General features: G+C 42.7%; 22 protein-coding genes. 11 read left to right on the forward strand and 11 right to left on the reverse strand.

Annotation, left to right across the window (positions count from 1 at the left end; all coding sequences use genetic code 11):
- Nucleotides 1–5: 5 nt before the first annotated feature.
- From L0657_RS08150 to L0657_RS08165, 4 genes are all read left to right on the forward strand, one after another.
- On the forward strand, nucleotides 6–1,409 hold the full coding sequence (locus L0657_RS08150) for a RagB/SusD family nutrient uptake outer membrane protein (protein WP_235150087.1): 1,404 nt from the start codon (nucleotides 6–8) through the stop codon (nucleotides 1,407–1,409).
- A 51-nt stretch (nucleotides 1,410–1,460) separates the two neighbouring features.
- Complete coding sequence (locus L0657_RS08155) at nucleotides 1,461–3,968, forward strand: PIG-L family deacetylase (RefSeq protein ID WP_235150088.1); 2,508 nt, start codon at nucleotides 1,461–1,463, stop codon at nucleotides 3,966–3,968.
- Nucleotides 3,969–4,171: 203 nt separating this feature from the next.
- Nucleotides 4,172–4,591 (forward strand): hypothetical protein, encoded by a 420-nt coding sequence (locus L0657_RS08160; protein ID WP_235150089.1) that lies wholly within the window; start codon nucleotides 4,172–4,174, stop codon nucleotides 4,589–4,591.
- A 431-nt stretch (nucleotides 4,592–5,022) separates the two neighbouring features.
- Nucleotides 5,023–5,883, forward strand: coding sequence for an alpha/beta fold hydrolase (locus tag L0657_RS08165; RefSeq protein WP_235150090.1), 861 nt, complete (start codon nucleotides 5,023–5,025; stop codon nucleotides 5,881–5,883).
- 135 nt (nucleotides 5,884–6,018) lie between these two features.
- Here the strand turns inward: L0657_RS08165 and L0657_RS08170 are convergent, their stop codons facing one another.
- From L0657_RS08170 to L0657_RS08180, 3 genes are all read right to left on the reverse strand, one after another.
- Nucleotides 6,019–6,774, reverse strand: coding sequence for a DUF2490 domain-containing protein (locus L0657_RS08170; RefSeq protein WP_235150091.1), 756 nt, complete (start codon nucleotides 6,772–6,774; stop codon nucleotides 6,019–6,021).
- The gene (locus tag L0657_RS08175) at nucleotides 6,771–7,967 is read right to left on the reverse strand and encodes a chromate transporter (RefSeq protein ID WP_235150092.1); all 1,197 of its coding nucleotides are present in this window, start codon (nucleotides 7,965–7,967) and stop codon (nucleotides 6,771–6,773) included. The genes L0657_RS08170 and L0657_RS08175 overlap by 4 nt, the downstream gene beginning before the upstream one ends.
- A gap of 77 nt (nucleotides 7,968–8,044) precedes the next feature.
- Nucleotides 8,045–8,890, reverse strand: coding sequence for a chromate resistance protein ChrB domain-containing protein (locus L0657_RS08180; protein ID WP_235150093.1), 846 nt, complete (start codon nucleotides 8,888–8,890; stop codon nucleotides 8,045–8,047).
- Nucleotides 8,891–9,149: 259 nt separating this feature from the next.
- Between L0657_RS08180 and L0657_RS08185 the strand changes: the two genes are divergently transcribed.
- Nucleotides 9,150–9,539, forward strand: coding sequence for a VOC family protein (locus L0657_RS08185; RefSeq protein ID WP_235150094.1), 390 nt, complete (start codon nucleotides 9,150–9,152; stop codon nucleotides 9,537–9,539).
- Nucleotides 9,540–9,647: 108 nt separating this feature from the next.
- On the opposite strand, the gene L0657_RS08190 is transcribed toward L0657_RS08185, so the two are convergent.
- The 3 genes from L0657_RS08190 to L0657_RS08200 form a co-directional block, all read right to left on the reverse strand.
- Nucleotides 9,648–10,487 carry an AraC family transcriptional regulator gene (locus tag L0657_RS08190; protein WP_235150095.1) on the reverse strand — a complete coding sequence of 280 codons (840 nt, stop codon included), beginning with the start codon at nucleotides 10,485–10,487 and terminating at the stop codon, nucleotides 9,648–9,650.
- A complete protein-coding gene (locus L0657_RS08195; protein ID WP_235150096.1) occupies nucleotides 10,488–11,459 on the reverse strand; it encodes an aldo/keto reductase in 972 nt (323 codons plus the stop codon).
- 119 nt (nucleotides 11,460–11,578) lie between these two features.
- Complete coding sequence (locus L0657_RS08200; protein ID WP_409015027.1) at nucleotides 11,579–15,088, reverse strand: carboxypeptidase-like regulatory domain-containing protein; 3,510 nt, start codon at nucleotides 15,086–15,088, stop codon at nucleotides 11,579–11,581.
- 715 nt (nucleotides 15,089–15,803) lie between these two features.
- Here L0657_RS08200 and L0657_RS08205 point away from each other — a divergent pair.
- On the forward strand, nucleotides 15,804–16,283 hold the full coding sequence (locus L0657_RS08205; protein ID WP_235150098.1) for a YdeI/OmpD-associated family protein: 480 nt from the start codon (nucleotides 15,804–15,806) through the stop codon (nucleotides 16,281–16,283).
- Between the two features lie 393 nt (nucleotides 16,284–16,676).
- Here the strand turns inward: L0657_RS08205 and L0657_RS08210 are convergent, their stop codons facing one another.
- Nucleotides 16,677–17,246, reverse strand: a complete 570-nt coding sequence (locus L0657_RS08210; RefSeq protein WP_235150099.1) for a DJ-1/PfpI family protein — start codon at nucleotides 17,244–17,246, stop codon at nucleotides 16,677–16,679.
- A 571-nt stretch (nucleotides 17,247–17,817) separates the two neighbouring features.
- Here L0657_RS08210 and L0657_RS08215 point away from each other — a divergent pair.
- Nucleotides 17,818–18,393: a Crp/Fnr family transcriptional regulator gene (locus L0657_RS08215; protein ID WP_235150100.1), complete on the forward strand. Its 576-nt coding sequence runs from the start codon at nucleotides 17,818–17,820 to the stop codon at nucleotides 18,391–18,393.
- A 67-nt stretch (nucleotides 18,394–18,460) separates the two neighbouring features.
- Here the strand turns inward: L0657_RS08215 and L0657_RS08220 are convergent, their stop codons facing one another.
- Together L0657_RS08220 and L0657_RS08225 are read right to left on the reverse strand one after the other, a co-directional pair.
- Nucleotides 18,461–19,366, reverse strand: coding sequence for an AraC family transcriptional regulator (locus L0657_RS08220; protein ID WP_235150101.1), 906 nt, complete (start codon nucleotides 19,364–19,366; stop codon nucleotides 18,461–18,463).
- 21 nt (nucleotides 19,367–19,387) lie between these two features.
- Nucleotides 19,388–20,128, reverse strand: coding sequence for an SDR family oxidoreductase (locus tag L0657_RS08225; protein ID WP_235150102.1), 741 nt, complete (start codon nucleotides 20,126–20,128; stop codon nucleotides 19,388–19,390).
- Between the two features lie 259 nt (nucleotides 20,129–20,387).
- Between L0657_RS08225 and L0657_RS08230 the strand changes: the two genes are divergently transcribed.
- The 3 genes from L0657_RS08230 (at nucleotide 20,388) to L0657_RS08240 (ending at nucleotide 22,752) form a co-directional block, all read left to right on the forward strand.
- Nucleotides 20,388–20,762, forward strand: coding sequence for a hypothetical protein (locus L0657_RS08230; protein WP_235150103.1), 375 nt, complete (start codon nucleotides 20,388–20,390; stop codon nucleotides 20,760–20,762).
- 176 nt (nucleotides 20,763–20,938) lie between these two features.
- Nucleotides 20,939–21,832, forward strand: a complete 894-nt coding sequence (locus tag L0657_RS08235) for an oxidoreductase (RefSeq protein WP_235150104.1) — start codon at nucleotides 20,939–20,941, stop codon at nucleotides 21,830–21,832.
- Nucleotides 21,833–21,930: 98 nt separating this feature from the next.
- Nucleotides 21,931–22,752 carry an AraC family transcriptional regulator gene (locus tag L0657_RS08240; RefSeq protein ID WP_235150105.1) on the forward strand — a complete coding sequence of 274 codons (822 nt, stop codon included), beginning with the start codon at nucleotides 21,931–21,933 and terminating at the stop codon, nucleotides 22,750–22,752.
- A 133-nt stretch (nucleotides 22,753–22,885) separates the two neighbouring features.
- Here the strand turns inward: L0657_RS08240 and L0657_RS08245 are convergent, their stop codons facing one another.
- A complete protein-coding gene (locus L0657_RS08245; RefSeq protein ID WP_235150106.1) occupies nucleotides 22,886–23,707 on the reverse strand; it encodes an SDR family NAD(P)-dependent oxidoreductase in 822 nt (273 codons plus the stop codon).
- A 161-nt stretch (nucleotides 23,708–23,868) separates the two neighbouring features.
- Between L0657_RS08245 and L0657_RS08250 the strand changes: the two genes are divergently transcribed.
- On the forward strand, nucleotides 23,869–24,792 hold the full coding sequence (locus L0657_RS08250; RefSeq protein ID WP_235150107.1) for an AraC family transcriptional regulator: 924 nt from the start codon (nucleotides 23,869–23,871) through the stop codon (nucleotides 24,790–24,792).
- Nucleotides 24,793–24,977: 185 nt separating this feature from the next.
- Here the strand turns inward: L0657_RS08250 and L0657_RS08255 are convergent, their stop codons facing one another.
- A complete protein-coding gene (locus L0657_RS08255) occupies nucleotides 24,978–25,577 on the reverse strand; it encodes a DUF2306 domain-containing protein (RefSeq protein ID WP_235150108.1) in 600 nt (199 codons plus the stop codon).
- Nucleotides 25,578–25,822: the final 245 nt, after the last annotated feature.

Genomic DNA, 25,822 nt, shown 5'->3' on the forward strand with positions numbered 1-25,822 from the left:
CTGATATGAAATTCAAACATATTTACCTGATACCATTTCTGGCCATTGCACTGGCATCATGCAGTGAAGATTTTACTGATCTTAATCCTGTTTCCCAGCGTAATGTTAATGGTTTCTATCTAACCGCAAATGATATGAATACAGCCATTAATGCAGCCTACAAGGTGCTTCAGAACACCGGCGCATACAACCAGAGTTATTGGATTATGCAGGAAATGCGTTCTGACAATACTGACCAGGGGCCGGATGGTACTGGTTTGGGGGCGGACCTGACTGTTATTGATAATTTTTCAGAGATTGCAACGAGCGAAATTATCACCGCAGCCTACACGGATTCTTATCTGGGAATTGCCCGCAGTAATATTGTGCTGGACCGCATCGAACCGATCACCATGGATGGTGCCTTAAAAGAACGGATAAAGTCGGAAGCTCTTTTTCTCAGGTCCTTGTTTTATTATAACCTTGCGATTTCGTTTGGTAACATTCCGATGCCGTTGAATGAACCTGCATCTGTTTCAGAGGGAGGTGCACTCCCACAGCTCCCGGCTTCTGAAATATACAAACAGATCACGGCGGATCTAATCAAAGCAGAAGCAGGACTTCCAATCAAATATACTACAACAGCAGATATAGGAAGAGCCACCAAAGGAGCTGCTGCTGCCTTGCTTGCCAAAATATATCTTACCATGGGAGACAAAACCGCTGCAATCCCAGTACTTCAGCGAATTATAACTTCCTACGGTTATTCGCTGCTGCCAAATTATGCCAATCTGTGGGGTATCGCTAATAAAAATAATGCAGAATCCATTTTTGAAGTTCAGTACAAGGGAGGCGGAACAGGTACGGGAAATACTTTTACCAATGCCTTTTCGCCGCTTTTAAGGCAAACAACCGGAGCATATAAAAATCGTCCGACGGTCAATATGATGCGCGCCTACGAACCCGGTGATGACCGTTTTCTCAAATCTATGGACAGCAGCTATGTCAATGCACAGGGTGTTTTAATTTCCAGCTCAAAAAATGATATGCGGTTTATCACCAAATATGGCAAAGAAAATGCGTTCAACGAAAATGATGCTTCTTACAATTTTGTCGTGCTTCGTTATGCCGATGTATTACTGATGCTTGCCGAGGCACTTGGAGAATCCGAGGAAGCTTATGGATACATAAATCAGGTAAGGGCACGGGCAAAACTTTCACCTATTAATGCCGCAACGGCCGGAACATTTGAAGACAAACTGCTTCAGGAGCGCCGTGTGGAACTGGCCTTCGAAAATCACCGCTGGGCAGACTTACTGCGGTTTGGTAAAGCTGCCGAAATCCTGAAAGCTCAGGGAAAGACCGCCAGGCTTTTGTATCTGATTCCGCAGCGTGAACTGGATATAAATGGATCCTTCAAACAAAACTGAGTACTGATATTCCTAAACCCGTAATTTATCTCTTCATCTTACTGTTTATCCATGCATCTTAACTTCAAAAGAGCGGTGTTATGCCTGTGCCTATGGCTTGGCTACGGCGCTGTACAGCGGGTTTGTTGGGCTCAAATGCCTGCTAAACCCTCCTCATCGAAAATTTTACAGGACATAAAAAAGCTCAATGTACTGGGCAATGTCCTTTATATGGCTGCGCATCCCGACGATGAAAATACCAATTTCATTGCTTTCATGGCTAATGAAAAATTATATAATACAAGTTATCTGGCACTGACCCGGGGTGATGGAGGGCAGAACCTGATTGGTCCGGAGATAAGGGAACAGCTGGGAATGATCCGTACCCAGGAGCTACTTCAGGCACGCCGCATTGATGGCGGTAAACAGTTTTTTTCTCGGGCTAATGACTTTGGCTTTTCAAAAAATCCTCAGGAGGTTTTTACGATCTGGGAAAAGGAGAACCTGCTTGCCGATGCAGTATGGATAATCCGCAATGTAAAACCAGATGTGATCGTCACACGTTTTCCACCTGATTCCAGGGCGGGTCACGGGCATCACAGCGCGTCATCCATTTTGGCGGAGGAGGCGTTCGATGCCGCCGCAGATCCTAAACGTTTTCCTGAGCAGCTGAAATATGTACAGCCCTGGCAGGCAAAACGGCTGCTTTGGAATATTGGGATGTGGGGTATGCTTAACAGAGCTGAATTTGTCAAAAACGCAAAAGAATGTCTTCAGATCGACGTGGGTTCTTACAACGCCCTTCTTGGGAAATCTTATGGTGAAATTTCAGCAGAAAGTCGAAGCATGCACAAAAGCCAGGGCTTTGGATCCATCGGAAGCCGTGGGATTTCGGTTGAGTATCTTCAACATACTAAGGGAGAGAAGACTTTGACTGATTTGTTTGAAGGTGTTAACACTTCCTGGGGTAGGGTAAAGGGTGGTGAAAACATAGAAACGATGGTACAGACTGCTATAAAGGAATATGATCCGGCCGTCCCGGATGCCAGCCTAAGCTCACTGCTTAAAATCAGGACAGCGATACAAAAGCTGCCGGATGGGTTCTGGAAAACCACCAAACTGAAAGAAGTCAACGAAATTCTTAAAAACACCCTCGGTTTGTTCCTTGAAGTAACAGCTGGCGATTATGCCTACACACCGGGTGATGAAATGACCATGTCAGTAGAAGCAATAAACCGCTCAGCAGCGAATGTCATCCTGCAAAAAATCGTATTTCCTTTTAAATCCAAAGACTCTGTGGTGGCTGCTCCGCTGAAAAATAATGATGGTTTGTCTTTTAAAATTAAAGCAGAAATTCCTGCTGGGACAGAGATTTCTCAACCCTACTGGCTTCGCAAGGAAGTTGGCTACAAGGGTCTTTTTACTGTTGACGATCTGCTTGAAATAGGATTGCCTGAAAATCCTCCTGTTGCTAAGGTACTATTTGAATTAACCGTTCAAGGGCAACCTTTGCAGTTTGAAGTGCCGGTTGTTTACAAGAAAAAAGATCCTGTGATCGGGGAGGTGTACCAGCCTCTGGTGGTGACGCCGCCGGTATATGCCAACATCGATCAGGATGTTTATATGTTTGCCGATGAAAAACCAAAGAAGGTGATCGTTGGAATTAAGGTGGGAAAAGACAATTGCCGAGGAGAGGTGACGCTGGAAATTGCCGCAGGATGGCGGACAGTACCACAAAGTATTCCCTTCAACCTGACCCAGAAAGGTGCTGAACAGTCAGTGGAATTTCAACTTTATCCCCCCGCAGCTTCACAGGAAACACAGATTAAAGCACAGGCAAAAGTGGATGGTAAAACGTATGACAAAAGCTTTGCGATCATCAGCTACGGTCACATTCCTGCCCAGGTATTTTTTCCACCAGCTACGGCCAAGGCAGTAAAGCTTGATCTTGTGAAAAAAGGAAATAATATAGCGTATCTGATTGGCGCTGGGGATCTTATCCCGGAAAGTCTGCGCCAGATCGGCTATTCAGTTACTGTACTGGAAGACAAGGATATGACATTGGATAAACTTACGCAATTCGATGCTGTGGTGGTAGGCGTGCGTGCTTACAACACCAATGAACGGATGAAACATTACCAGGCAACACTGATGAATTATGTTAAAAACGGCGGAAATCTGGTCATTCAATACAACACAAACATGGACCTGGTAATGAAAGATCTGGGGCCATATCCATTTGAGCTCACCCGCGACCGAATCACCGTCGAAGAATCTGAAGTGCGTTTTCTAATGCCATCAAGCCCTATTTTAAATTCGCCAAACAAAATTACGCCGAAAGATTTTGATAACTGGGTACAGGAACGGGGCCTATATTTTCCACAGAAATGGGATACGAAGTATCAGGCCGTGATCTCCTCCAACGACCCCGACGGTCCGCCCCTAGATGGTGGAATTCTGGTCGCCAAGTATGGCAAAGGAAATTATGTATACACAAGTTTGTCATGGTTTCGCGAGTTACCGGCCGGCGTTCCCGGGGCGTATCGTGTTTTTGTAAATTTATTATCCCTTGGTAAATAGGATTGATGAAATAAAAACAAACTAATTCTTTTACAAAACCATTAATTTCTTTCTGAGGTTTTTTTGGGGCGTTCTTTGAATAGTGCACTTTGTCTAATCGTTCCTGTTATGCAGTAGCCATACATTCCGTTCCAAAGTAGTAAATGAAATTTAACATTCAGGTAATGTCTCATATGTTTTATTTGTGTTAAAACTGAAATTTTATGAGACTGACAGCTTTATTTCTTGCCATTTTGACTACTTTGTTTGCTTGCCAAAAAGATGCTGATGAGATAGTGTTGCCGGAGATTTCCGGGGTTTATCAAATCACTACCCTTGATAACATGGAAGGTGAGAAGCTCATCTTTCCTGAACTGGGCGTGGATGGTAAGGTAGCAATCACATCAGAATTGGAGATTACAAAAGTGGATGAGTACCAAATTAGTATTTTAAGAAAAGGAGTTGCAATGGGAACACCATATACAGATCCTTTGGGTTTATTTGATATCAGAAAAGGCGAAGGTGAATACATTGTCTATAAGGATGGTTTATACATTGGCAGTGTTAATGGTAGCAAGTTGTACCTGAATTTTGCGGGTAAAAGCAGGAATACTATGATTGCATCAATCCGGGCCAGCAAATAATGTGAGTCGACAATACTATCACGCAACTGCTTCTTGCAGCAATTTCTTGATAGTATTTTCGATTTTACATACGAAATTTAAAAATCAGGTTCACATCGCTTTCGAGCATGAACTTGAACTGTCTGGCTCAGGCTCTTTTATCCACTTGTTTCTTTCTGACGGTCGAGTCGGCCTTGCGTTGGCGAGCCAGGTTTCCCAAGAACCTTTGATAGGTAAAATTTGCTCCAATATTTAAGGTTTATGTTGTTGACCAACACAATACAAGGCGGTCGGATGTCCCATAACCGTCAAATACTGCGTTGGCCAAGGAGGTGATCGTATTTTTATGTAACATATTATAGACTTTCGTAGCAACGCAACATTTTTCACAAAAAATGCGTATCGAATCTTGAGATGTACCTATTGTAGTTACATGATTTAGACACATCAAGATGAGACAACTCCTATGTTTTATTGTATTTAATTTCATCATTGCTTCTTGTAATCAGGTAGAAAATTCTGATAAGCGGACAGAAATACCTATTAATTATGGGTCAAATCATGGGAAGTATGTAACCATACACAATACGAAAATTTATTACGAGGAATATGGAATAGGAACTCCTTTGTTGCTTTTGCACCAGGGGCTGGGTTCAATAGAAAACCTTGCTGGTATCATACCCAAACTTTCAAAACATTTTAGGGTTATAGCGCCTGATGCGCCGGGACACGGCCGCTCCAGCCACGCTGACAGTTTAAGTGGAGAATTGATGGCTGAATATTGCTCGCAACTTATTGACCAATTAAAACTGGACAGTGCTTATGTGATGGGCTGGAGCTCGGGTGGTAACACTTCGCTGTTGCTCGCGGCCAATCGGCCCGACAAAATAAAGAAAGTGGTGAGCGGTGCTTCGAATTCGAAAGCCAGTGGACTAACACAAGAAGCGCGCGATTTGTTAAAAGGATATACAGTTGATGCTGTGAAAGAAGATAAAGATTGGTTAGAAAAGTATCAGCGGATGAATCCCGAACCTGAAAAATGGATCAAGTTTTGGGAGGATAACCAAAGAATGTGGGAAAGAGAAATTAAAATTCCTGACGATAAAATCGCCAGCATTAAGGTGCCAGTTCTATTGATCCGGGGTGACAAGGATATGATTAAACTGGACCATACTATATCGATTTTTGAAGCGCTCCAATATGGGCAATTATGTGTTTATCCTAACGTCGGGCACGAAATGCCTGACGAAAAGGGTGAAGTGTTATGCAAGATTGCCATTGAATTTCTGAATGAAAAAAGCCCAGCTAAATAACGCAAATTTTGAATAGTAATTTTGATTGTTGAAAGTCAAACTTTTGGCGGAAGCAATAACTATAATCTCAACCCAACCTCCCGGAAAGCCAAACTGCCAGCAAGTGAATTTGGAGAAAAGGAGTTTTGAAATACATCACTTCTTTGCCCGCAGATCCAGGTTATGAAAGACAAAAAACCTGAGCACATTGTTGCTGTTGAAATGATTTCCGGAAGGGAGCTGCTGAAACTGGTTCATGTAACCGACTTGTAAATTCAGCCCCTTTGTAAACTGGTAACCAAACCCGACAAAAAAGCGATTCTGGTCAAAGAGGTTATAGGTAATTTGTTTGCCCGCATTGATATGAATTTCGTCATTGAAGGCAAAAAACAAAGTTTTGGGTTCAATAAAATCCCTGTTCAACGGTACCATAAGATTTAAAAGATAACGGAACCTGAAATTAAAGTTCGAACCGTCGAGCAGCTGATCGTTGGCAATTTTGCGGTTAAAACGTTCTTCAAGACGGATCCATTGCTGGGTTTGCAGGCGCTTCTGACGGCTGGTCCAAAGTATCTGCTGCCAGAGTCTGTTTTCCGGACGGACCGTGTGCAGGCCAGCAGCTGGATAACTTCGGGCATAGGCATAACCGGCCGTAAATCGAAGGTGATCATTTACAAAATAGGTTATTCCCGGGCGGATGATTTGCGTAGACCATCGGTCAAGAAAATCTGTTCTTCTGGCGTGGACATCCAGCCAGATACCCCATTTATCGGTGAGCCTGGTCTGGTTGAAATAGCCAAGCCAAACGCCGCTATGCCTATTGATCTGCTTTTGACCCCAGGATGGAATTGAAAAAAGGACCAGCATTATTAAAGTAAGTCTCTTCATGAAAGCAGGTAACAAAATATTCATAGATAAGTTTTGATAAAAAAGCCGAGAATTGCGGCAATCAGAATAATATATGGTTCTTGTAATTTTTTGATGTAAATGAGTGCCAGTATGGTGACAATTGCAATAGCAGCTGATGCAGTATCGACAATTGAACGTGTGGCAATGACGAAGACCGATCCTACCAGCGCACCCACCACGGCTGACGAAATGCCATCCACAAACGCTTTGATACTGGTGTTCTTTGAGATCTTTTTAAAGTATGGCGCCGGTAAAACGGTAAAAACAAAACAAGGTAGAAATACGCCCAAAGCTGCTACAACCGCCCCTGCAAATCCGGAAACCAAAAAGCCGATAAATCCGACTGTGATGACAACCGGCCCGGGCGTGATCATGGCCACAGCAACTGAATCCAGAAACTGCTGTTCATTTAGCCAGCCCATTTCATTAACTACGCCAGCCTGTAAAAATGGGATGATCGCCAGTCCGCTCCCGAAAACAAATGCGCCCGCCTCGGCAAAGAATAGTCCAAGTTTGACAAGTTCCCCTGGCTCGTATTGCCAGAATCCGGTTCCTGCCAAAAGAATAATTGATAAGGATGTATCTTTTCTTCGAAGCCATTTGGGAGGTGCTTTTACTATCATGTAAATAAAGCCCAAAATCAGAAACAGCCATACTTCCTCTCTTTGTGTGATAGCAGTAACAATGGCCATAATTACAAAGAATAGCCAGAGCATCCATCTGCTTTTGATTGCTTCGATTTCGAGTTTACTGACCGATTTTACCGTTAGTTTATAACAGCTCAAGGAAATAATACCAATAACAGCAGAGCCTACCCCATAAAACACAGACTGCATCCAAGGGAGTCCGCCATAAAGTTTGTAGGCCATACCCAGCAGAACCACCATAATAAAGGATGGAAGTACAAAAGCCAGCCCTGAAAGCGTAGCGCCCCAGACACCGTAGTGTACATATCCGAGATAAATGCCCAGCTGGGCAGCTAATGGTCCGGGTGCAAGCTGCGCAAGTGCCAGCCCCTCACGGTATTCATCTTCACTGATCCATTGGCGGTCTTCGACCAAATCCCGGTGCATATAACCGATCAGGGCCACCGGACCACCGAAGCCGAGTGTTCCCAGTTTAAGAAAGTACTTAGTTAGGGCGAGCAGGCTATAAATACTCCGCTGATTCTCTAATTCAATATTTTGACTGACCATACGAATTGCGATTTCATTGCAATACTACGTCAGACACTTTTTAAATAATAGAATAAAAATGACGATTTGTACAGAAATTACTTTTTGATCAAACTTTTTCTAAAATTCGATGGATTCTGGCCAGTATGCGCCTTGAAAATCCTGTTAAAGTGGCTTTGATCAGAAAATCCTGTTAAATAGGCGATCTCAGCCAAGGTATGATCATCATTTGCAAGCAAATCAACCGCTTTCTCGATCCGGAGCTTGCGGATATATTCCCCAAAGGACAGGTTACTAAAATACTTGGAGAATTCTCTGGACACGTATGAAGGATGAATCTGTAATCCTTCTGAAATTTCTTTCAGACTCAAACTTAAATTTGTGTCAATCTGGTCCTGTATGATTTCTTTGAGCTCCTGAGCCCATTTCGGGGTTCTAACCTCTTCCGACTTTTGTTTATCCAAATACGTATTAAAAACGTCCAGAAGCAGTTTCTCAGTGGGATTTTGCGTATGCTTTTGTTTTTGCAGATGCTTTGCCCAGCTATACAGGGAATCATAAATGAGCATACCTTTTTCCAGCAGTTCCTGGTCATCGGTAATGTTATATGCCAGTCCTGCCGAGATTGCCCATAATCCAGCCGACTGGCTTGCAAGTGAATGGTCATCCGTATCAGCGCCACGGATGATTGTTGCCATATCCTTTAAAGCCGGATCTTCTATTTCATATTTTTCCAGAAAAAAATCAAAAGTGCACCGGTCTTCGTAATGCGTAAATTCTGTGTCAGGAATATCAAATGGTGTAGCATCAAGTTCGCGAGCTTTGGTTCTTACCTGGTCAAACGGAACATAAAAAATCTGCGCCTCCGGATCGATAAATCTTTTAATCAGCCAGGGGCATGCGATGCGGTCAATCTTAGGACGCTCCCGGGTGATCCAGTTCATTTTTGTATTTCGCTTTCTGATTTCATCAAATATAGTGTTTTGTGAAATATAAAATGGGGTCCAATAGGCAGTTACGTGAGACCTCGATCAGCTGTCTTTGAAATTTCAGTGCGCATTAACACATTAACAGGAAAATACAGACAGTGCTACTCCGTCACCAAATGTTTCCGGTGTTAGAAAAAATGGTTCATCTCTACTGACATACTGTTGTCAATGCCGCCTGCTATTTTTGAGGAAATCAACCAAAACTTTGAATCCTATGAACTTCGCATCCATTCGGATTATCACATCAGATATTAGGGTACTAATTCAGTTTTATGAAAAAATTACAGGCTTACCGATCACCAAGTACACCGAGGATTTTGCAGAACTACGAACCCCATACTTTGTATTAGCCATCGGCAGTGCCCGGACTTTACAACTTTTTGGTGGCGCTCATCTGGCCGCACCACAAACGAACCGCTCAGTAATACTGGAGTTTCGGGTAGAAAATGTTGATGCAGAATATGATAAGCTAAAAGAGCATTTGGGAAATGATCTTGTCCAACTTCCAACTACAATGCCTTGGGGAAATCGTTCAATGTTGTTCCGTGACCCGGATGGAAACCTCGTGAATTTTTTTACACCAGTCACCGATCCTTCAAAATGACCTAAGAATGATCTCAGGTCATAAATGGATTAATTACGTTTAGGTTGAAAGGGCGCGAATGAATCGCTCTTGTCGAACAGAAGTTATCGGTATAAAACCACGGTAGTTTTAGTGTTGTAAATCATTTGTTGAGAGACGATAATTCAGTGCAGTAGGTGAAAAGCCGAACTTTTTCTTGAAGGAATATGAGAAGTGTGACAAGCTTTCAAAGCCTAAGTTGAGATAAATGGCTGAGGGTTTCTGATGTTTGGTTTCGATCAGGTGCTTTGCTTCGGTCAGTCGTTTCTCTTGAAGCCATTGACGGGGCGGAGCACCGAATGTTTTCATGAAATCGCGTTTGAAAGCAGCGTGGCTGCGGCCGGTAAGGTATGCGAATTTTTCTATGGGAATATTGAAATGAAAGTTATTAAGCATGAACTTTTCCAGATCGATTTTGAAAGGTTCTGAAAAATCGAATAGATGGTTACGAAGTTCAGGCAGGGCCAATATCAGTAATTTAACTCCTTCGGTGACTTTTAGTATGCCCATTTCATCAGTCATTGCCGCTCCTGAGCTGCGCGCATAAGGGATGATGGATTGGAAATATCCTTCTAGAAATTCGTTTATAGGAATCAGTATATTTGGCTGGCCTGTGTATTTCCGGTCTGCTTCAAGTTTTTCTTCTAGTACTATTTTACGAAGCAGGTCCTCCTGTAACGATATTACGATTGTTTCATAGTTTCCACCCGGAATCGGCGTTTTAGTGAGCGTACCTAAATGATTTTTGCCAATCAGCAGCAATTCTCCTCCGCTTATCGAAATGTTTTGTTCAGATGTTTCCAGAATTAACTGGCCTGAAACCTGAAGTATCAGGGTGTGGTGGTTCCATAAACATACCTTTTCCTTCCGCTCCGTGGAAAGGTATGAATAGAAAATTACTCCCGGAAGAATCTCTGCTGGACTGGTCATTTAACGTTGTAAGTAAGTGCTTCCAAGTATTTCGCCTATGGCAAATTTAGTGTTTAAGAAGTTCATTTCTTCTGGTGTAAATATAATATCCATCGCTTTGATATTTTCCGGCAAACGCGACCTGCGACTCATGCTTACCAGAGGCACGATATGATTGCCCTGATGATTAACCCAGGCGATGGCAATCTGTGTTGATGTATAACCTTTATCGCTCGCCAATTGCTTCAAGGCTTCAACTTTTTTCAGATTATTGATTAAATTATCACCTTGAAAACGAGAGAAATGGTTACGGTAATCGTTTTCTGAGAGCGGCGTTGTTATTTCTCCCGTCAATAAGCCCTCAGCAGTATTGGCGAATGCTATTATGCTGATCCCTAATTCCTTTGCAACAGGCAACAGTTCAATTTCTATTTGGCGGTCGGCCAGCGAATAGCCGATTTCTAGAGCGCTGATAGGGTATATACTATTGGCTATTCGAAGCTGTTCTGCCGTAATCTCTGACACGCCGATATTTCGCACTTTACCTTCCTTAATCAGATCAGCAACAGTTCCGATGATATCTTCCACCGGCACACTGTTATCCATCCGGCTGGGCTGATAGAGATCTATGGTTTCTATACCCAAACGGGTCATAGAGTAATTGATGAAGTTTTTGATAGCGATCGGTCGTAGATCCATTCCCAGTGGCTGACCGTTGTGAAAAATGGCGCCGAATTTAACGCTGATGAAGGCATCCTTGCGCCGTCCTTTGATCGCTTTGGCTATCAGCATTTCATTATGGCCGGCACCGTAAAAGTCGCCGGTGTTCAAAAAGTTAATGCCATTATCCAGCGCTTCTTGAATCGTGGCGATACTTTCTGTTTCGTCAGGTCTAGTGCCGCCCCAGATTGAAGACATACGCATGCAGCCTAAACCTAGTTTGGAGACAAACGGGCCGTTTTGACCAAGTTGGATTTTTGTGATATTTTTCATGTCACAAATATCAGCCTTGAAAACCTACAACACTTTCTTCTATGGCTCAAATAATTTTCCTGTAAGGCTCATCTAAGCATAAAACTTGATTAAATGATTTTTTATTAACAACGGCTATGTTACTGAACCCGGACTAACTGAACGCCAAGAACAGGACGACCGTCAGCTGTAATCCCCTGAATCACTACGCGAAGTGTTTTTACTACGTCAGACAGCGGAAAGCGCAGCTGGCTGTTTCCCTGATTATCAGTCAGTATCATTGGTTTCCAATATAGCACATCCCGTTGATCAACGGGGCCAGAAATAGTGCTGGCGGTTGTCTCGGGATCGTAACGTGGTACATAAAATTCACGCTGGACTGACGGATAACCGATGAATTGAATCGGACTCAAACCTTCATCCGGTTTTTTACCTGCCTGCATAGATCGGGCACTTTTTGAGTAAAATGCAATCACACCGTTACCTCCCCTAGCTCCATACATGCCCGCCGTGGCTGCATTTTTAAGCACTTCAATACGTTCGATGTCGCTCGGATTGAAGTTCATCAAAACGGTTCCGTCAGGATCCTGAATGGGCACGCCGTCCATAAGAAATAGCGGTTGCGTACCACTTTTATAACTACTTATGCCCCGAATAGATACCTGATATCCGGGAGGCGATGGCGGGCCATTTGGTGTTGGAGTCCTTCGTACTACTGTCACGCCTGCAAATCGCCCTTGAATCATTTCATATAAATTTGGATAATTTGGCGATTTTTCATTGAACGTGATCACTGCATCAGCATCATTGTGCAGACTCCGCATTCGAATATCATCAGGCCTTTCATTGTATTTTTGTGCTCGAACAGTAACTTCATTTAGCAATTCAGCGGATTTATCGCGGTAAAGCTCGGTGTTGGCCTCTTGCCGGATCCGGGCGGCTTCCAGTTGAGCGTCCAGCATTGGCAATTTTGGTGTAGCAGTCATTTTAACGAAATCCCATAGTTTTCCAGGCCCTTCCAGAAACAGTGAGGCTTCTGTGGCAGACATCTTTTTTGCATTAGGCCCCGTGATTTGAACCATTAATTTTACTGTATCAACGATAGCCAACCCCGCCATTCGAAAGCGTCCTTGTCCATCAGCATCTGCCGATTTTATGAACGATTGCCGGGACTCCGTCGAGGCCACAATAATCTGCGCGCCGGGTATGGGTTGATTTTTTGCATTTAAAATGCGGCCGCTCAGCGATACCCCACCGAGTGAATCCGTTGCCGGCGTTCCACTAACCCGTCGCCATCCCTGCGTCAGCAATAGATCATCCAGCGCTTTACGCGTCTCTGCGGAGTGTTTCATGACATATTGGTTAGGGTTTTCAACATGTCCCCGCAGTTCTCCCGTTAACAACAAGTGGGCAAGCAAAGTGGCGTCAGCCGTGTCTTCAGGCACTTTGCTAACATCTGTGATCGACGCTGATAAAGCTGCTGACACAGGAGATCCGTTATCTTTCAGATTGACACTAAGGATCACTTGTTCACGGGGCTGATATGTGGTTTTGTTCATTTTCAATGTCAACCGGACCGGCGGAATAAACTCCGGTACAAAAAATAATCGCTCACCTTGTGGCTTAGCTGTGGCATCGTAAAGAGTGACTTGGGAAAGACCGGGTAACCAGCCAACCATTGGCAAGTTTATCTTCGCAACCCCATTTTGCAGGACAATCTTTCGCTGGTCAACTATCACTCCGCGTTGCTGAATGAGAATGTAGACGGGGTCAGTAGCGGCCCGGTTAGAACTCATGATCGTCAATGCCAGGCGGGTTGTATCGCTGATCGCATCTGCTGCCAGCAATAGTCCTTCGTTTTCGGGTTTAGGCAAAGGCACGTGTTGGCGTTGGTTGTTATAAGTGACATCTGCGTAATATGTCCGCTTCGCCTTCGGCTCCATTGATACACTGGTCATTCCCTGGGAATTGGTTTTAAAACGAACCACCTCAACGCCCAAATCATCAACAATACGTCCTTCAATAGGCAAGCCCCGACCATTAGGCTGTACAATTTTTACGCCCAGACGCGCTGGCATTCCTGAAATCCAGCGACCGCCTTCCGGCAAAACCTGAACGTCTGGTTGCTGAACAACAGAATCAACTGAAATTGGCAGGTCTTTTCGCACCAAATTGTAGATCGCCACAGATCGCTCGAAAGCGGGACGTCGCTGGAATTTATCTTCATCGGTATAGGCGCGTAATCGATACATTCCTGTCATGAGGGTATCAGACAGACGAAAATTTCCCCGGCCATGTCCGTCTGCAATACTTACCCACTGGTGTTGAACCAATTTTCCAGTTGAAGTAAGTAGGTCAACCTGCATAGCTGTTTTGCCACCGATCTGCTGGTGACTGGTAGCGTCGAGCAAATAAGTGCTCATCCAGAGCCGGTCCCCAGTGGCATAAAAAGGTTTATCAATGTGCACAAACAATGTAGGCGCCAATAACTTAAATCGCTCGTTGAATGCAGAATTGAGACTTCCCAGGCATGAGTCAGTTGGCGCAAAATTTCCCTGTATGGCCAATACACCGATAGAAGATGACTCCGTTTCACCCCCTTCGGGTATCCAGTCGCCGGGCAACATGGTCGATAGTCTGTCATCACCCATTGAGCCTTCCGCTTCCATACCTTCGGGCATCGTTATGATTCCATCGACAGTCATTTGCATTTGCCCGGCGGGTAGTTTCATTTCGGTAAAAGCGTAGCGGGCATCTGGATAGGGCGAAAAACCCGATGTTGCTTTGGTATAAAATACGATTAGTTTCGTGGCTGAAACCAGTTTGCGTTCGTTCGGTAACAGACCGGGTTGAATCAACTTAGAAACCTGAATTGGAACCAAACGTTTGTATTCGCTTATTGCAGCGGCAAGCGTAATGACCCGGCGTTCCATGGAGAATGCCTTGGTAACATCTTCCTGATAAACCAGAAATCCGGCCTGCTCGAAAGTGCCTTCTATCAGGCTGGCCATTAAATGGCGCGTAGATCCTCTGTAGGCAGTCAGCCGGTTGCGCCGGAATCGGTCAGCCTGTCGTTCGTTTTCGGGTTTGAGTTCTTCGAACCGTGCAGTTCCTGCAAAATAAACCTTCCCCGATGGAGTCGCATCGTAGTGTTTTAAATCATAGATTAACCTATAACCAAGCGCCCGGTTATCAATAATTAAAGGCTCGTTCACCTTCGCATACAGATGACCTTTGTCTTCTTTAAAGTTAAGAACTTCGGGATTCACGAGCAGGCACTGTCCGCCAAACGGTTCGCCAAAAAGTTGCTTTTTAAACTGGCGTAAATGTTTTTCTGACCGTTTAGAATTGCCTCGTACTGTTACGGCATCCAGCATTTGTTCGCTAACTTGCAAACGGAAATCGGCTTTTTGGGAAGACGCATTTTCAAATCGGATTTTTTGAGTAGCGGGCTGATATCCAACAAATGAAGCAGCTATCTCGACCGTACCAAATTGCACACCTGTCAACTTATAGTATCCGTTTTCGTCGGTTATTGCACCTTGCGTTGATCCATTTACATAAACGTGCGCGAAAGGCATGGGTTTTCCAGTCGCCGCATCGGTGACCTTTCCGGTAAGTATAGCGGTCACCTGTCCATAAGACAGCAATGTTGACCCCAGAAAAAGAAGAACAATAACACAGCAAATTGAGAACCGGTAACGCATAGTTGACAAATAGCAATACGTCGATGATACCTTTAACTCGTAGATTCTGACGTCTAACGACTTCCTATTTTTTCTTTCCAAAACCTTTCCAAATTACCATTAATTGGTTTAAGAAAAATACACTCAAAGTAACTGGCAGTTATAAATCAAATAATAATAACGCAAAGTGTTTTCTATGACGCATAGTCATGGGATTGCCCTCTAAAAAGAACTAATATTATGTAATTATACTTGTAGGAATCTTTAAAAACGCGTGAATTCTGAAAACTTGCAAGTCATTGCTGATACATTTGGACATAATAAGGCAACTTCCTATAATCCACCCCGACTAATTAAAAGCAATAAGTTTATCCGAGCTTCGGGCTGATCTGCCATGCAGCCTCGCGTTAGCGCATGTCCGCCACATTGCGCAACCAATTCTAAAATATCAAGTGCCTTAATAATTACCTGTCCTATACTTTATCATGATGAGAGGAAATTTTATAAATTAAGTAAACTAAACAATCCTCTCTAAGATTTTGCAAACAAACGCTTACTCTGTATTTTCAAATATTAATTTGACATATTCAACTGGTTTTTAGTTTATTCAAACATATTAAATGAGCTTAATTTGGTGTATATATCAACATTGTTTTTGTAGAAATAAAAGCGCGCTATAATGAATGTATTCGCCGATGAACAAGTTATTGGACAATTGGAAAAACGAAAAGGAGGATATTTTTATCTCATCGTTCCGGCTGACGCTGTCGATAAATTAAAAAACAAACGCTTAACCCGTCTGCTATGTACCGTAGACAAGAAACTAACCTTTCAATGTGGCTTGAATCACCTTGGAGACGGTAATTTCTTTGTTATATTAAGTAGTAAAAATGTTAAAGCGCTTAATAAAGTTGCGGGGGATACGGTCTATTTCGAATTAACCGAAGACCCTGACCCACTGGGCGTTCCTATGCCGGAAGTACTGGCAGCCTTAATCGAGCAGGATGAAGTTTTAAAATCATCATTTGAAAAAATGAGCCTCGGAAAAAAGCGTAGTATAATACATGCAATCACGCGCATCAAAGACGTGGACAAGCAAGTGAGCAATGCAGTCAAACTCATTAACGGCGGTTTGCAGCTAAGAAGAAAAAAGGAATGATAATATCAGTGATTAAAAAATTACTCGGACAAAAACGAGAAACAGGAGCAATAATCTTTTTTTACACTTTGGGTCAGGAGGAGTTACCTTCGCATTCAGAATTTCTCGATTGGGTTAGCTTCATACATTCTCCGATAATCACTGCTGCTAACAGCACACCATGTTTTTAACTGCGCCAACTAGAAGATACCAACAAAGGGCAGATGTTTTATGATTTAGGATTCGATGACTGGACCTTTGAAATCAACGATTCTACTGGCTCGTGTTAATTTCCATGCTCATCTGGATTTAGAATAACCCAACGCCCCAATTCGAGGCGTTGGGTGGCAATCATCTCTAAAAATGACTGGCTAAAAGGTAATAATCAAAAAAATAGTATATTTCGTCAACCCCTTATTTTTCTACAAGTTCCGCTTTGTTGAGAGAGGCAAATACTTCGCGGTAGAAATCCGGGTGAGATTGCCAGGTCTGTCCGGTAATTATATTTTGGTCGCGGACGGCTTGCTCCGTACAATAAGTGCCGCCACCCATTTCAATTTCAGCACGCACATGTTCGTAAGCGGTTAGTTTTCTGTTATTAGCCAATCCGGCCGTAACCAGAATCTGGATGCCGTGGCAGATAGCAAAAATCCATTTATCCTGCCGGTCAAACTCACGCACTACTTCTAAAAGAGGGGCGTGGTTACGCAGGTATTCCGGAGCGCGGCCTCCCAAAAGCAGAATGGCGTCATAGTCATCTACGACTGCCTCTTCAATCGTCAAATCAGAATCCAGGCAATAGCCGGGTCTCTCCACATAAGTATCCCAACCAGGTTCGAAATCGTGCATCACAAGGTTAAGGCGGCGTTTACTGGGAGCGGCAATCACGGCAATATCGCCCTCTTCCTGAAAGCGGTGAACGGCGTAAAGAGTTTCGTAACTTTCACCACCATCTCCGGTGACGATTAAGATTTTGCGATTCATGGTGTAAAGAATTATGGAATGTAGTTATACAAAAACGATTATAAGCTAAAAGTCGGAACAAGACTCGTCCTACCTGCTAAGTTTGGTTTGCTTTTTGACAAAAAAGGACTGACAAAAGAATTTAATAGGTAAACGAGACTTATGAGGGCACAAAATTACCAGATTTACCAGCAAGAAGATAGCAAGCATTACACCGATTATAGTGGTCACTTTTAGATTCCTTGTCTACAAACAAGAAGATAATTTCTTCCGCCTCTCGAAACAATAGGTGGATGATTTGTAAAACTCGCATCGTTAACTAACTCGTATCCCTAAAATAACACGAATCTTAGCTATTTTGATCGTTGTTTGCTTCCCCAATGATTAAGCTTAATAAATATTATTCACACGGGGAGAGCTACTATAAGGATGTTAGGTTGAAATTTAACCTTAACAGCTGTTCGAATGTTAACGAACTGTTGGTGAAATATTACGACTGTATAAGCGTAGCGTTAGAAATTGTAATAAAATAATTATTTCTGCTACAATTACCCATTAACTTGTTCTTTTGTTTTTTACTGTAAAACCGATAATGATACAGCAATTACATAACCATATCAGTAAAACCTGTCCGATTCAACCGGCTACGGTCAGTTTGATTGAGCCATTTTTTGAACATAAAGTATATAAAAAGAAAGAGCTGTTATTATCCGAAGGCCAGCGGTGCTTTGAAAAGTTTTTTATTTCCAAGGGCTGTGTTCAATTATGTTATCTTAAACAAAATGGTACCGAGCAAACCATTGATTTTGCAATAGAGAACTGGTGGATATCGGATTTTATGGCATTTTCTGCTGGTGGCATTGCGCAATTTTCTATTCGTGCAACAGAGAATACCGATGTGTTATGTATAAGTGCTGACAAACAATTTCAACTTCTTAGCGAAGTCCCGGAAATGGAAGCGTATTTTCATTTAGTGTTCCAGCGCGCATACGCAGCGTCCCAGATGAGAATAAGATACTTATACGAATTTTCGAAAGAAGAATTATACCTGCATTTTCTCGAAAGATTTCCCGCATTTACTCAGCGGGTTCCTCAATACCTTCTTGCCTCCTTTTTAGGGTTTACGCCTGAATACCTCAGCGAATTGAGAAAAAAATTTCTTTCTTAAACCAGTTTGAAAGCGTCGAGGACTATTGCCGATAACTGGATAGATGACTTTTCATTCAAGACTGAATCTAGTTTAAAGATTGCCTGAATGCGCGGGGTGAAATATTCGTATACCGCTTAAATAATTTATTAAAAGATTGAGGATGTTCAAAGCCCATTTGGTATGCGACTTCTGCAATTGATAGTCTGGTAGCGGCAAGCACAACTTTGGCCATTTCAATTAATTTCGCATGGATATGTTGCTGAGTATTTTGACCTGTCAACGATTTTAGCATATCGGTCAGATATCTTGGCGAAACCCGGAGGTAATCAGCCACTTCTTGGACAGTGGGTATCCCGTTCTGATATTCTTCAAAGCGAGATGTCAGGAACTGGTCCATTTGATTTATTAAATCGTTGTTAACGGCTTTTCGGGTTAGAAATTGCCGGTTATAAAAACGGTTGCTGTGATTTAGCAAAAGCTCAATTTGTGAGACGAGAACATCCTGACTAAAAGCGTCAATATTATTTTCCAGCTCAGCTGTTATGGACTCAAACAAGTTGGTTACAATCTTTTTTTCTTTATCTGAAAGAAAAAGCGCTTCATTGACGGCATAGGAAAAGAAGCCATAATGATGGATGTTCTTGCCCAATTGATAACCGCTGATCAGGTCGGAATGGAAGTATAGGGTAAAACCGTCGTAGCTGCTTTCGTCACCCGACATGGTTACGAGTTGATTTGGCGCCAAAAAAGCCAGTCCTCCTTCCTCAAAATCATAATAGCCTTGTCCGTATTTTACCTGTCCCCTGAAATCCTTTTTGAAGGATATTTTGTAAAAGTCGATCAGAAAACTGCGTCCAAAGTGTTCACGACTTATTTTTGTGATGTCGTATTTCACTAATGCCACCAAAGGATGCACAGGTTTAGGCATATCCATCCCGCGCATCAACTCAGAAATACTTTTGAAAACTAATGGCTGAGATATGGCTTTCATGTTTTTTGAGCAAAGTTAAAATTAATCCTGCACAGTTGGACGGATCACAATATCTCCAACATCCACATGGTCTGGCTGGCTTATAGCATAGGCCACCGCACCGGCAATTGCGTCCGGAGTAATCGCAATTTTGGCTGCCTTTTCCTTGATGGCAAATCTGGCCGTTTCATCTTTAATATGATCGGATAGTTCTGTATTCACAAAACCAGGCGAAATTCCGGTGACCCGATATTTTCCATTCGATTCCTGCCTTAACGCTTCGGTAATTGTTCGTACTGCGTTTTTGGTCCCTGCATATACGCCTTGAAGCGGAACAATTTTAATGCCTGAGGTTGATATAATGTTGATGATATGGCCAGAGCCTTGCTTTTTAAAAACGGTTAAAGCAGCGGCAATTCCATAAAGTGTCCCTTTAAGATTGACGTCGATCATTTCTTCCCAGTCGTCTATCTGCAAATCATCTATTCTCGAAAGTGGGCTGATTCCTGCATTATTTATCATCACATCCAGACGTCCATAAGTTTCCGTAGCTAAATTAACCAGCTGCTCCAAATCCTTGCGTCGTTTGATATCAGTTACCAGACTAATGGCTTCGCCATCTGCTGCTTTGATACGTTCAACAAGCTTATCCAGGCGGTCACCGCGACGTGCCCCTAATACTACTTTTGCACCAAATCCTGCCAGCATGATCGCTGTGGCTTCTCCAATGCCGCTGCTGGCTCCTGTGATAGCTACTACTTTACCTTTAATGTTATTTTCCATACGACAAAGGTCAGTTATAACGGATACAAAAAGTTAGCCTCAAACGTCAATTTTGTATCCTAAATAGCGGTGGGCGGTTAGTATCAAACAGCAGCAATTATTTCAATACCGCAAAATTGATTATGATTGAGACCCCTTCTTGTAACGAGAGCACAATTGCTTTCAATTGACATAAATCAATTCTTTTTCTTGACTTAACTCAATTTTAAACTGTTTTCATTGATGTACCTTTGAACCGTACAAAAACAAGCAATCAAAAATGGAAACATCCGCTAAACTTTTGGAAGATAGCCTTTTACTTATTTGGAATGAAAGGAATGCAGAGCGCAGATTAGAGGTCATGAAAGAAATTTACGCCCCTGAAATTGCTTTTTATGAATCCAATAACGATGAGGCGAGTACCGGTTATCAGGCGATAAACGATGTTATTTCGTCCTTGCAAGCTCAATGGCCGTTAGAATTTAATTTTGAGTTGACCGGCCCTGGACAAGTTAACCACCAGATTCAACACATTGCATGGACGCTGGGTATTCCCGGACAAACACCGGCTGCTTCCGGAATGGACGTGGCACTTATCGAAAATCACAAGATTGTTTCGCTCTTTCTATTTTTGAATTTGCCGGAAAATCAATAGGTTGAGTTTGGTAGCCAACAGTTTGATTGAGACATTATATTTTTTTAAATCCGGCTCATCGTTTCCGGCGAAATACCGGGATAATGATGAGCTTTTTAACAAACCAACATTGAGCCTTTTAACAAAGTGGTAATTGGATTTACAAGCGACCTTTGTTGAAACAAAATTTAGACAGAATGGCAAAAGTTTGGTTCATTACAGGCAGCTCAAAAGGACTTGGCAAAAGCCTTGCGGAAGCAGCGTTAGAAAAAGGTGAATATGTAGTGGCAACTGCCCGGAATCCGGAGCAACTGCGTGAGTTGGCTGAAAAATTTCCGGATAGAATTCTCACATTAGCGCTTGAAGTCTCTGACAAAGACCAAATTCACGCAGCTGTCACGGAAGCAGTAGCAAAATTTGGCAGGATTGACGTATTGGTCAACAATGCTGGTTTTGGTATCACAGGTGCGGCAGAGGCATTCACTGATGAGCAGGTTCGGAGCCAGTTGGAAGTAAATTTGTATGCGCCGATAGAAATTACCCGCGCTGTATTACCGATCATGCGCAGACAAGGGTCAGGACATATTTTGCAGATCAGCTCGATCGGCGGGCGGGTGGGGAATCCTGGGCTTACGATGTATCAGGCTGCAAAATTTGGCTTAGCCGGTTTTACAGAAGCATTGAGCAAAGAAGTTGCACCATTAGGAATCAAAGTTACATCCGTTGAGCCGGGAGGTTTTCGTACCGATTGGGCTGGTGCGTCCATGAGTTTTGCGGAGGATGTTGAGGGTTATGAGAGCACGGTAGGAGGGATAAAAACGTTTATACAATCAGGAAATTTCGTTCCCATTGGAGACCCCGCAAAAGCTGCGCAGGTGATGCTCGATCTTGTTTATCATGCTGATCCTCCGGTGCATTTGGTACTGGGAAGCGAGGCCACAGCGATTTTGAGAAACGCCGATAAAGACAGAAAAGCAGAATTTGAAAAATGGCTTTCTGTGAGCAATTCAACAGACCATGACGATGCCACAGATATGCTTGCGACGGAGGAAGGGAAGATGTTTTTGTCCCAAAAGGGCATTAAACTTTAATGAAAATGCTGATCAAAAGCTGAACTTTTTTGATCAGCATTTTTTTGAATAAGCCGGCTCGGCTTTGATGAAATTTTGTTTAGTATTTTAGCAGGTAAATGAAAAACACCGACGAAATCAAAAGATCCGATGCTATTGTCTATTCCTGCTACTACCAAAAAAGCTGGGAAGGTGAACAGTTTGTGCAAGACCATGTTTTGAACTATTTGATCTCTGGATCTTCTGTGCTGAACGATGGGGTAAATGAATATATCTGTGGTGAAGGTTCAGTCCAATTGATACCCAGAAACCAGTTGATGAAGTTCGTAAAATATCCTCCCAGGGAAGGTGATTTTCAATCGCTTTCGATTTATCTGGATCAGCAAATACTAAAAAAATTCTGTTTCGAATATGATATGTCTGCCACGCACCGGCTGTATGATAAACCAATTGTTTCGATTCCAGCAAATCCTCTATTAAAAGCTTATATGGATTCGCTGCTGGCCTACCATCATAATGGAAATCTGAACGAAGGTAAGCTAATCGGTTTAAAGCAAAAGGAGGGAATTATGCTTTTGATCCACTTGAAACCGGAGCTTAAAAATATCCTGTTTGATTTCAATGAACCGCACAGAATCGATTTGGAGGCGTTTATGAATAAGAATTATCATTTCAATGTGCATCTGGATCGTTTTGCCTATCTAACCGGCAGAAGCCTCGCGACTTTCAAGCGGGATTTTGAGAAACAATTTAATATCACACCCGGTCGCTGGATACAGCAAAAACGCTTGAAACAAGCTCATTACCTGATCTCCGAAAAGGGTAAACTAGCTTCCGATATATACCTTGACCTCGGTTTTGCGGACCTTTCCCATTTTTCATATGCGTTTAAAAAAGCATACGGAGAAGGTCCGTCAAAAATCAGCCGGCATAACGTATAACTAAGAATCACATTGAAAATCATGTTTGAAAAGTAAACCAAAAAAAGAGAATATCCGGTTTGAATTTTTCCGGATACTCTTTTTTTAAGTTAAAACAGATTAATCCTGAGGTTCGGCAAATGTTTCAGCCATTTCATCCATGAGCAGCAATAGACACATCATTCCACGATTCCCAGGTTTGTAATTTCTCAGCGTATACGCGTTTCGTTTTTTCGTAACCAAGTTTACCCAGGAAGAGGCGCAGCGGTGGCTGTTCACTATCCACTAATTTCAGAATCGCGGGAACGGTTGCCGCAGGTTTTCCATAGTCTTCCGGCAACAGACCTTCTGTATTGCCAAGCCCTTCACGAATTTGATCATAAGCGGCGATAGGCTGACTTTGTACCGCCGAACTGCCTCCGAAATCTGTCGTGTAGCCATTGGGTTCTACAAGCGTTACATGAATTCCAAACGCATTTACTTCGCTCGCCAGCGCCTCACTTAAACCTTCCACAGCAAATTTTGTGGCGTTGTAGATCCCCAACGTAGGTAAAGTCCATACGCCCAATACACTGGAAAGCTGTATGATATGACCGTGTTTTTGTTTTCTGAGGATTGGTAAGGCAGCCTGCGTGATCCATAACGTTCCAAAAACATTAGCCTCAAAGTTATCCTTAACCTCCGTTTCACTTGCTTCCTCGATTGCTCCAAAAACAGCGTAACCCGCGTTGTTTATTACCACGTCCAGGCTTCCAAAATACTGGTGTGCTTTGTTTATCGCAGCTATACTTTGATCCCGGTTTGTAATATCCAGCGCGATCGGTAAAAAACTGTTCGGATATTGATCTGCCAGGTCATCAAATCCCGCAATGTTCCGGGAAGTTGCGGCAACGTTATCGCCACGATTTAAAAATGCTTCTACCCATAATCTTCCAAATCCTCTGGTTGCACCGGTAATAAAAATTGTCTTTGTCATGATCAGAAATTTTTGTTATTGTTTTGATATGACAAAAGTATAATAGCCCTCAGCGGCCGGATAGCTCATTTGTCGGAAAGAATAGCACAGAAATACGGCATTACTTTTATCTTTATGGAAAGAAAGGTAAAAGCCTGCCCGAAGTTGTTTAATATCTGTTTATGGACAAAATCACCCATTACAAGACCATTTCGCAGTTGCACGAAAAAAGCGGTTATCCGCCTCCAGCGCACCCGTTAATAAGTCTGATGACCTGTAAAGAGCTTATGAGTTATTCGCTCGGTGAATCCCGTTTTACCGGTGATTTTTATATGATCGCATTAAAGAAAATAATGTCCGGATATGTGCTTTATGGAAAGACCAGGTATGACCACCATAACGGTTCCATGGTTTTTATGAAACCAAGGCAGATACTTGAAGTGAGCAATGTTCAGTTTGCCGAAAAAGGTTTTGTAATTTTTGTTCATGAGGATTATTTGTCCGGTCATGCGCTGCATGAACAGATCAAAAAATACGGTTATTTTGATTATGAGATCAACGAAGCCCTGCATGTTTCCCCATCTGAGGAAACAATTATCTGGGATTTATATGATAAAATCAGATCCGAGTATGATGGAATTCAGGATGAGCTGAGCCGGGATATTATTTTGTCTCATATAGATTCCATATTGAAATATTCCAACCGATTTTATAAAAGGCAATTTATTGATCGAAGCGCGAACGTTTCAACAGGCACGGTAAAGAAATTTCAGGATGTATTAAAACATTATTTTGAAACCGGACAGCAACAGACTCAGGGGCTTCCTACAGTTAATCATCTGGCGGGAGATTTGTTTTTATCGACCCGTTATCTGAGCGACGTACTCAAACAGGAAACCGGGAAAAATGCACTAGAACATATACATCTTTATCTGATCACGGAGGCTAAAAATCAGTTGCTGAGCAGTGATGAGAATGTATCTGGAATTGCCTACCAGCTTGGCTTTGAAAGCCCTTCTTATTTTACCAGACTATTCAAAAAAGTTGTTGGCGTAACGCCGGTTCAGTATAAAGAACAGTATACCGGCGGACCAAAAATTGCGTAGTAAAAAAATACAAATATTGTTTTAATCATTCCGGAGGTGGCACCGAATTATTCGAGGTTTTCCAAGAGCAATAAAGACGAATTATTTTCCATACAGACTGAAAACGGTGCTGATCTGATTCTTTTTTGTCGCACTGAATAGGCAGCTGTTTTAAAAGCTCTTTCTCAAAAGTATTAAGGTGAATTTTAAGAATAAGGCTGCATCTCAGACTTATTCATATCTCGGGTTAACAGATATGCAACAAACATATTCGGTACCCAGCACAGCCAGGCCACAAGCACGTAAGCTTTGATGAAATCTCCGTAAATAACTACCAGCAAAGGTAGCCACAGGCGCAGCGTTACGGCTGCAAAACATGCGGAGTAGCTGAAAATCATGAATTTTTGATGTTGAGTTACGCGCCCCTTTAGAATGCTGGTGTATCCCATGAACGTGCTGATAAACCAGACAAGGGCCAGGCAAAAAAATCCCGTTGCAGCGATCAGGCCGCCGTTTGCATGAATTGCCAGATATGCAGCGGAAACTGAACTAAAAAGAGCAAATAACAGATAAAGTTTCCCAAGTTGGCGGTGCATGACAGGCGAAGATATTCTGATCCTTTCATTAAACTGAACCCAGCCGATCAGCAAGGCCAGCCCGCCGGCAGTAATGTGCATGTAGAATGCTGAACTCCATACCGCACTTGCCAATAATGCGCTGTTTTTGTTGCCCAATATTCCAAAGTTATGCTGAAAAAAATAGAACAAAGGATATAGCCCGATGAGCGTAGCCAGTATGGCAATCATAACCCGCGAGATTTTATTACTTGGCAACTTAGTTGATTTTGGTGGCATGGATATAGATTTCCTACTGGATGCTTTTTCGGGGAGTTTGGTTGCTTCTTAAATGCTCTTGCGAAGATATGGGCCTAATCTTGTAAATTTTGGTTATAAGAACAAATTCTTTTGATTCAACTATGTCCAGGGTATGCCGTTGTATTCACAAGCATGCCCTATGTATTCTTCGTAAAGTAAAGTATGCATGCATTTCT

It is taken from the genome of Dyadobacter sp. CY345, from assembly GCF_021502725.1.
Lineage (GTDB): Bacteria > Bacteroidota > Bacteroidia > Cytophagales > Spirosomataceae > Dyadobacter.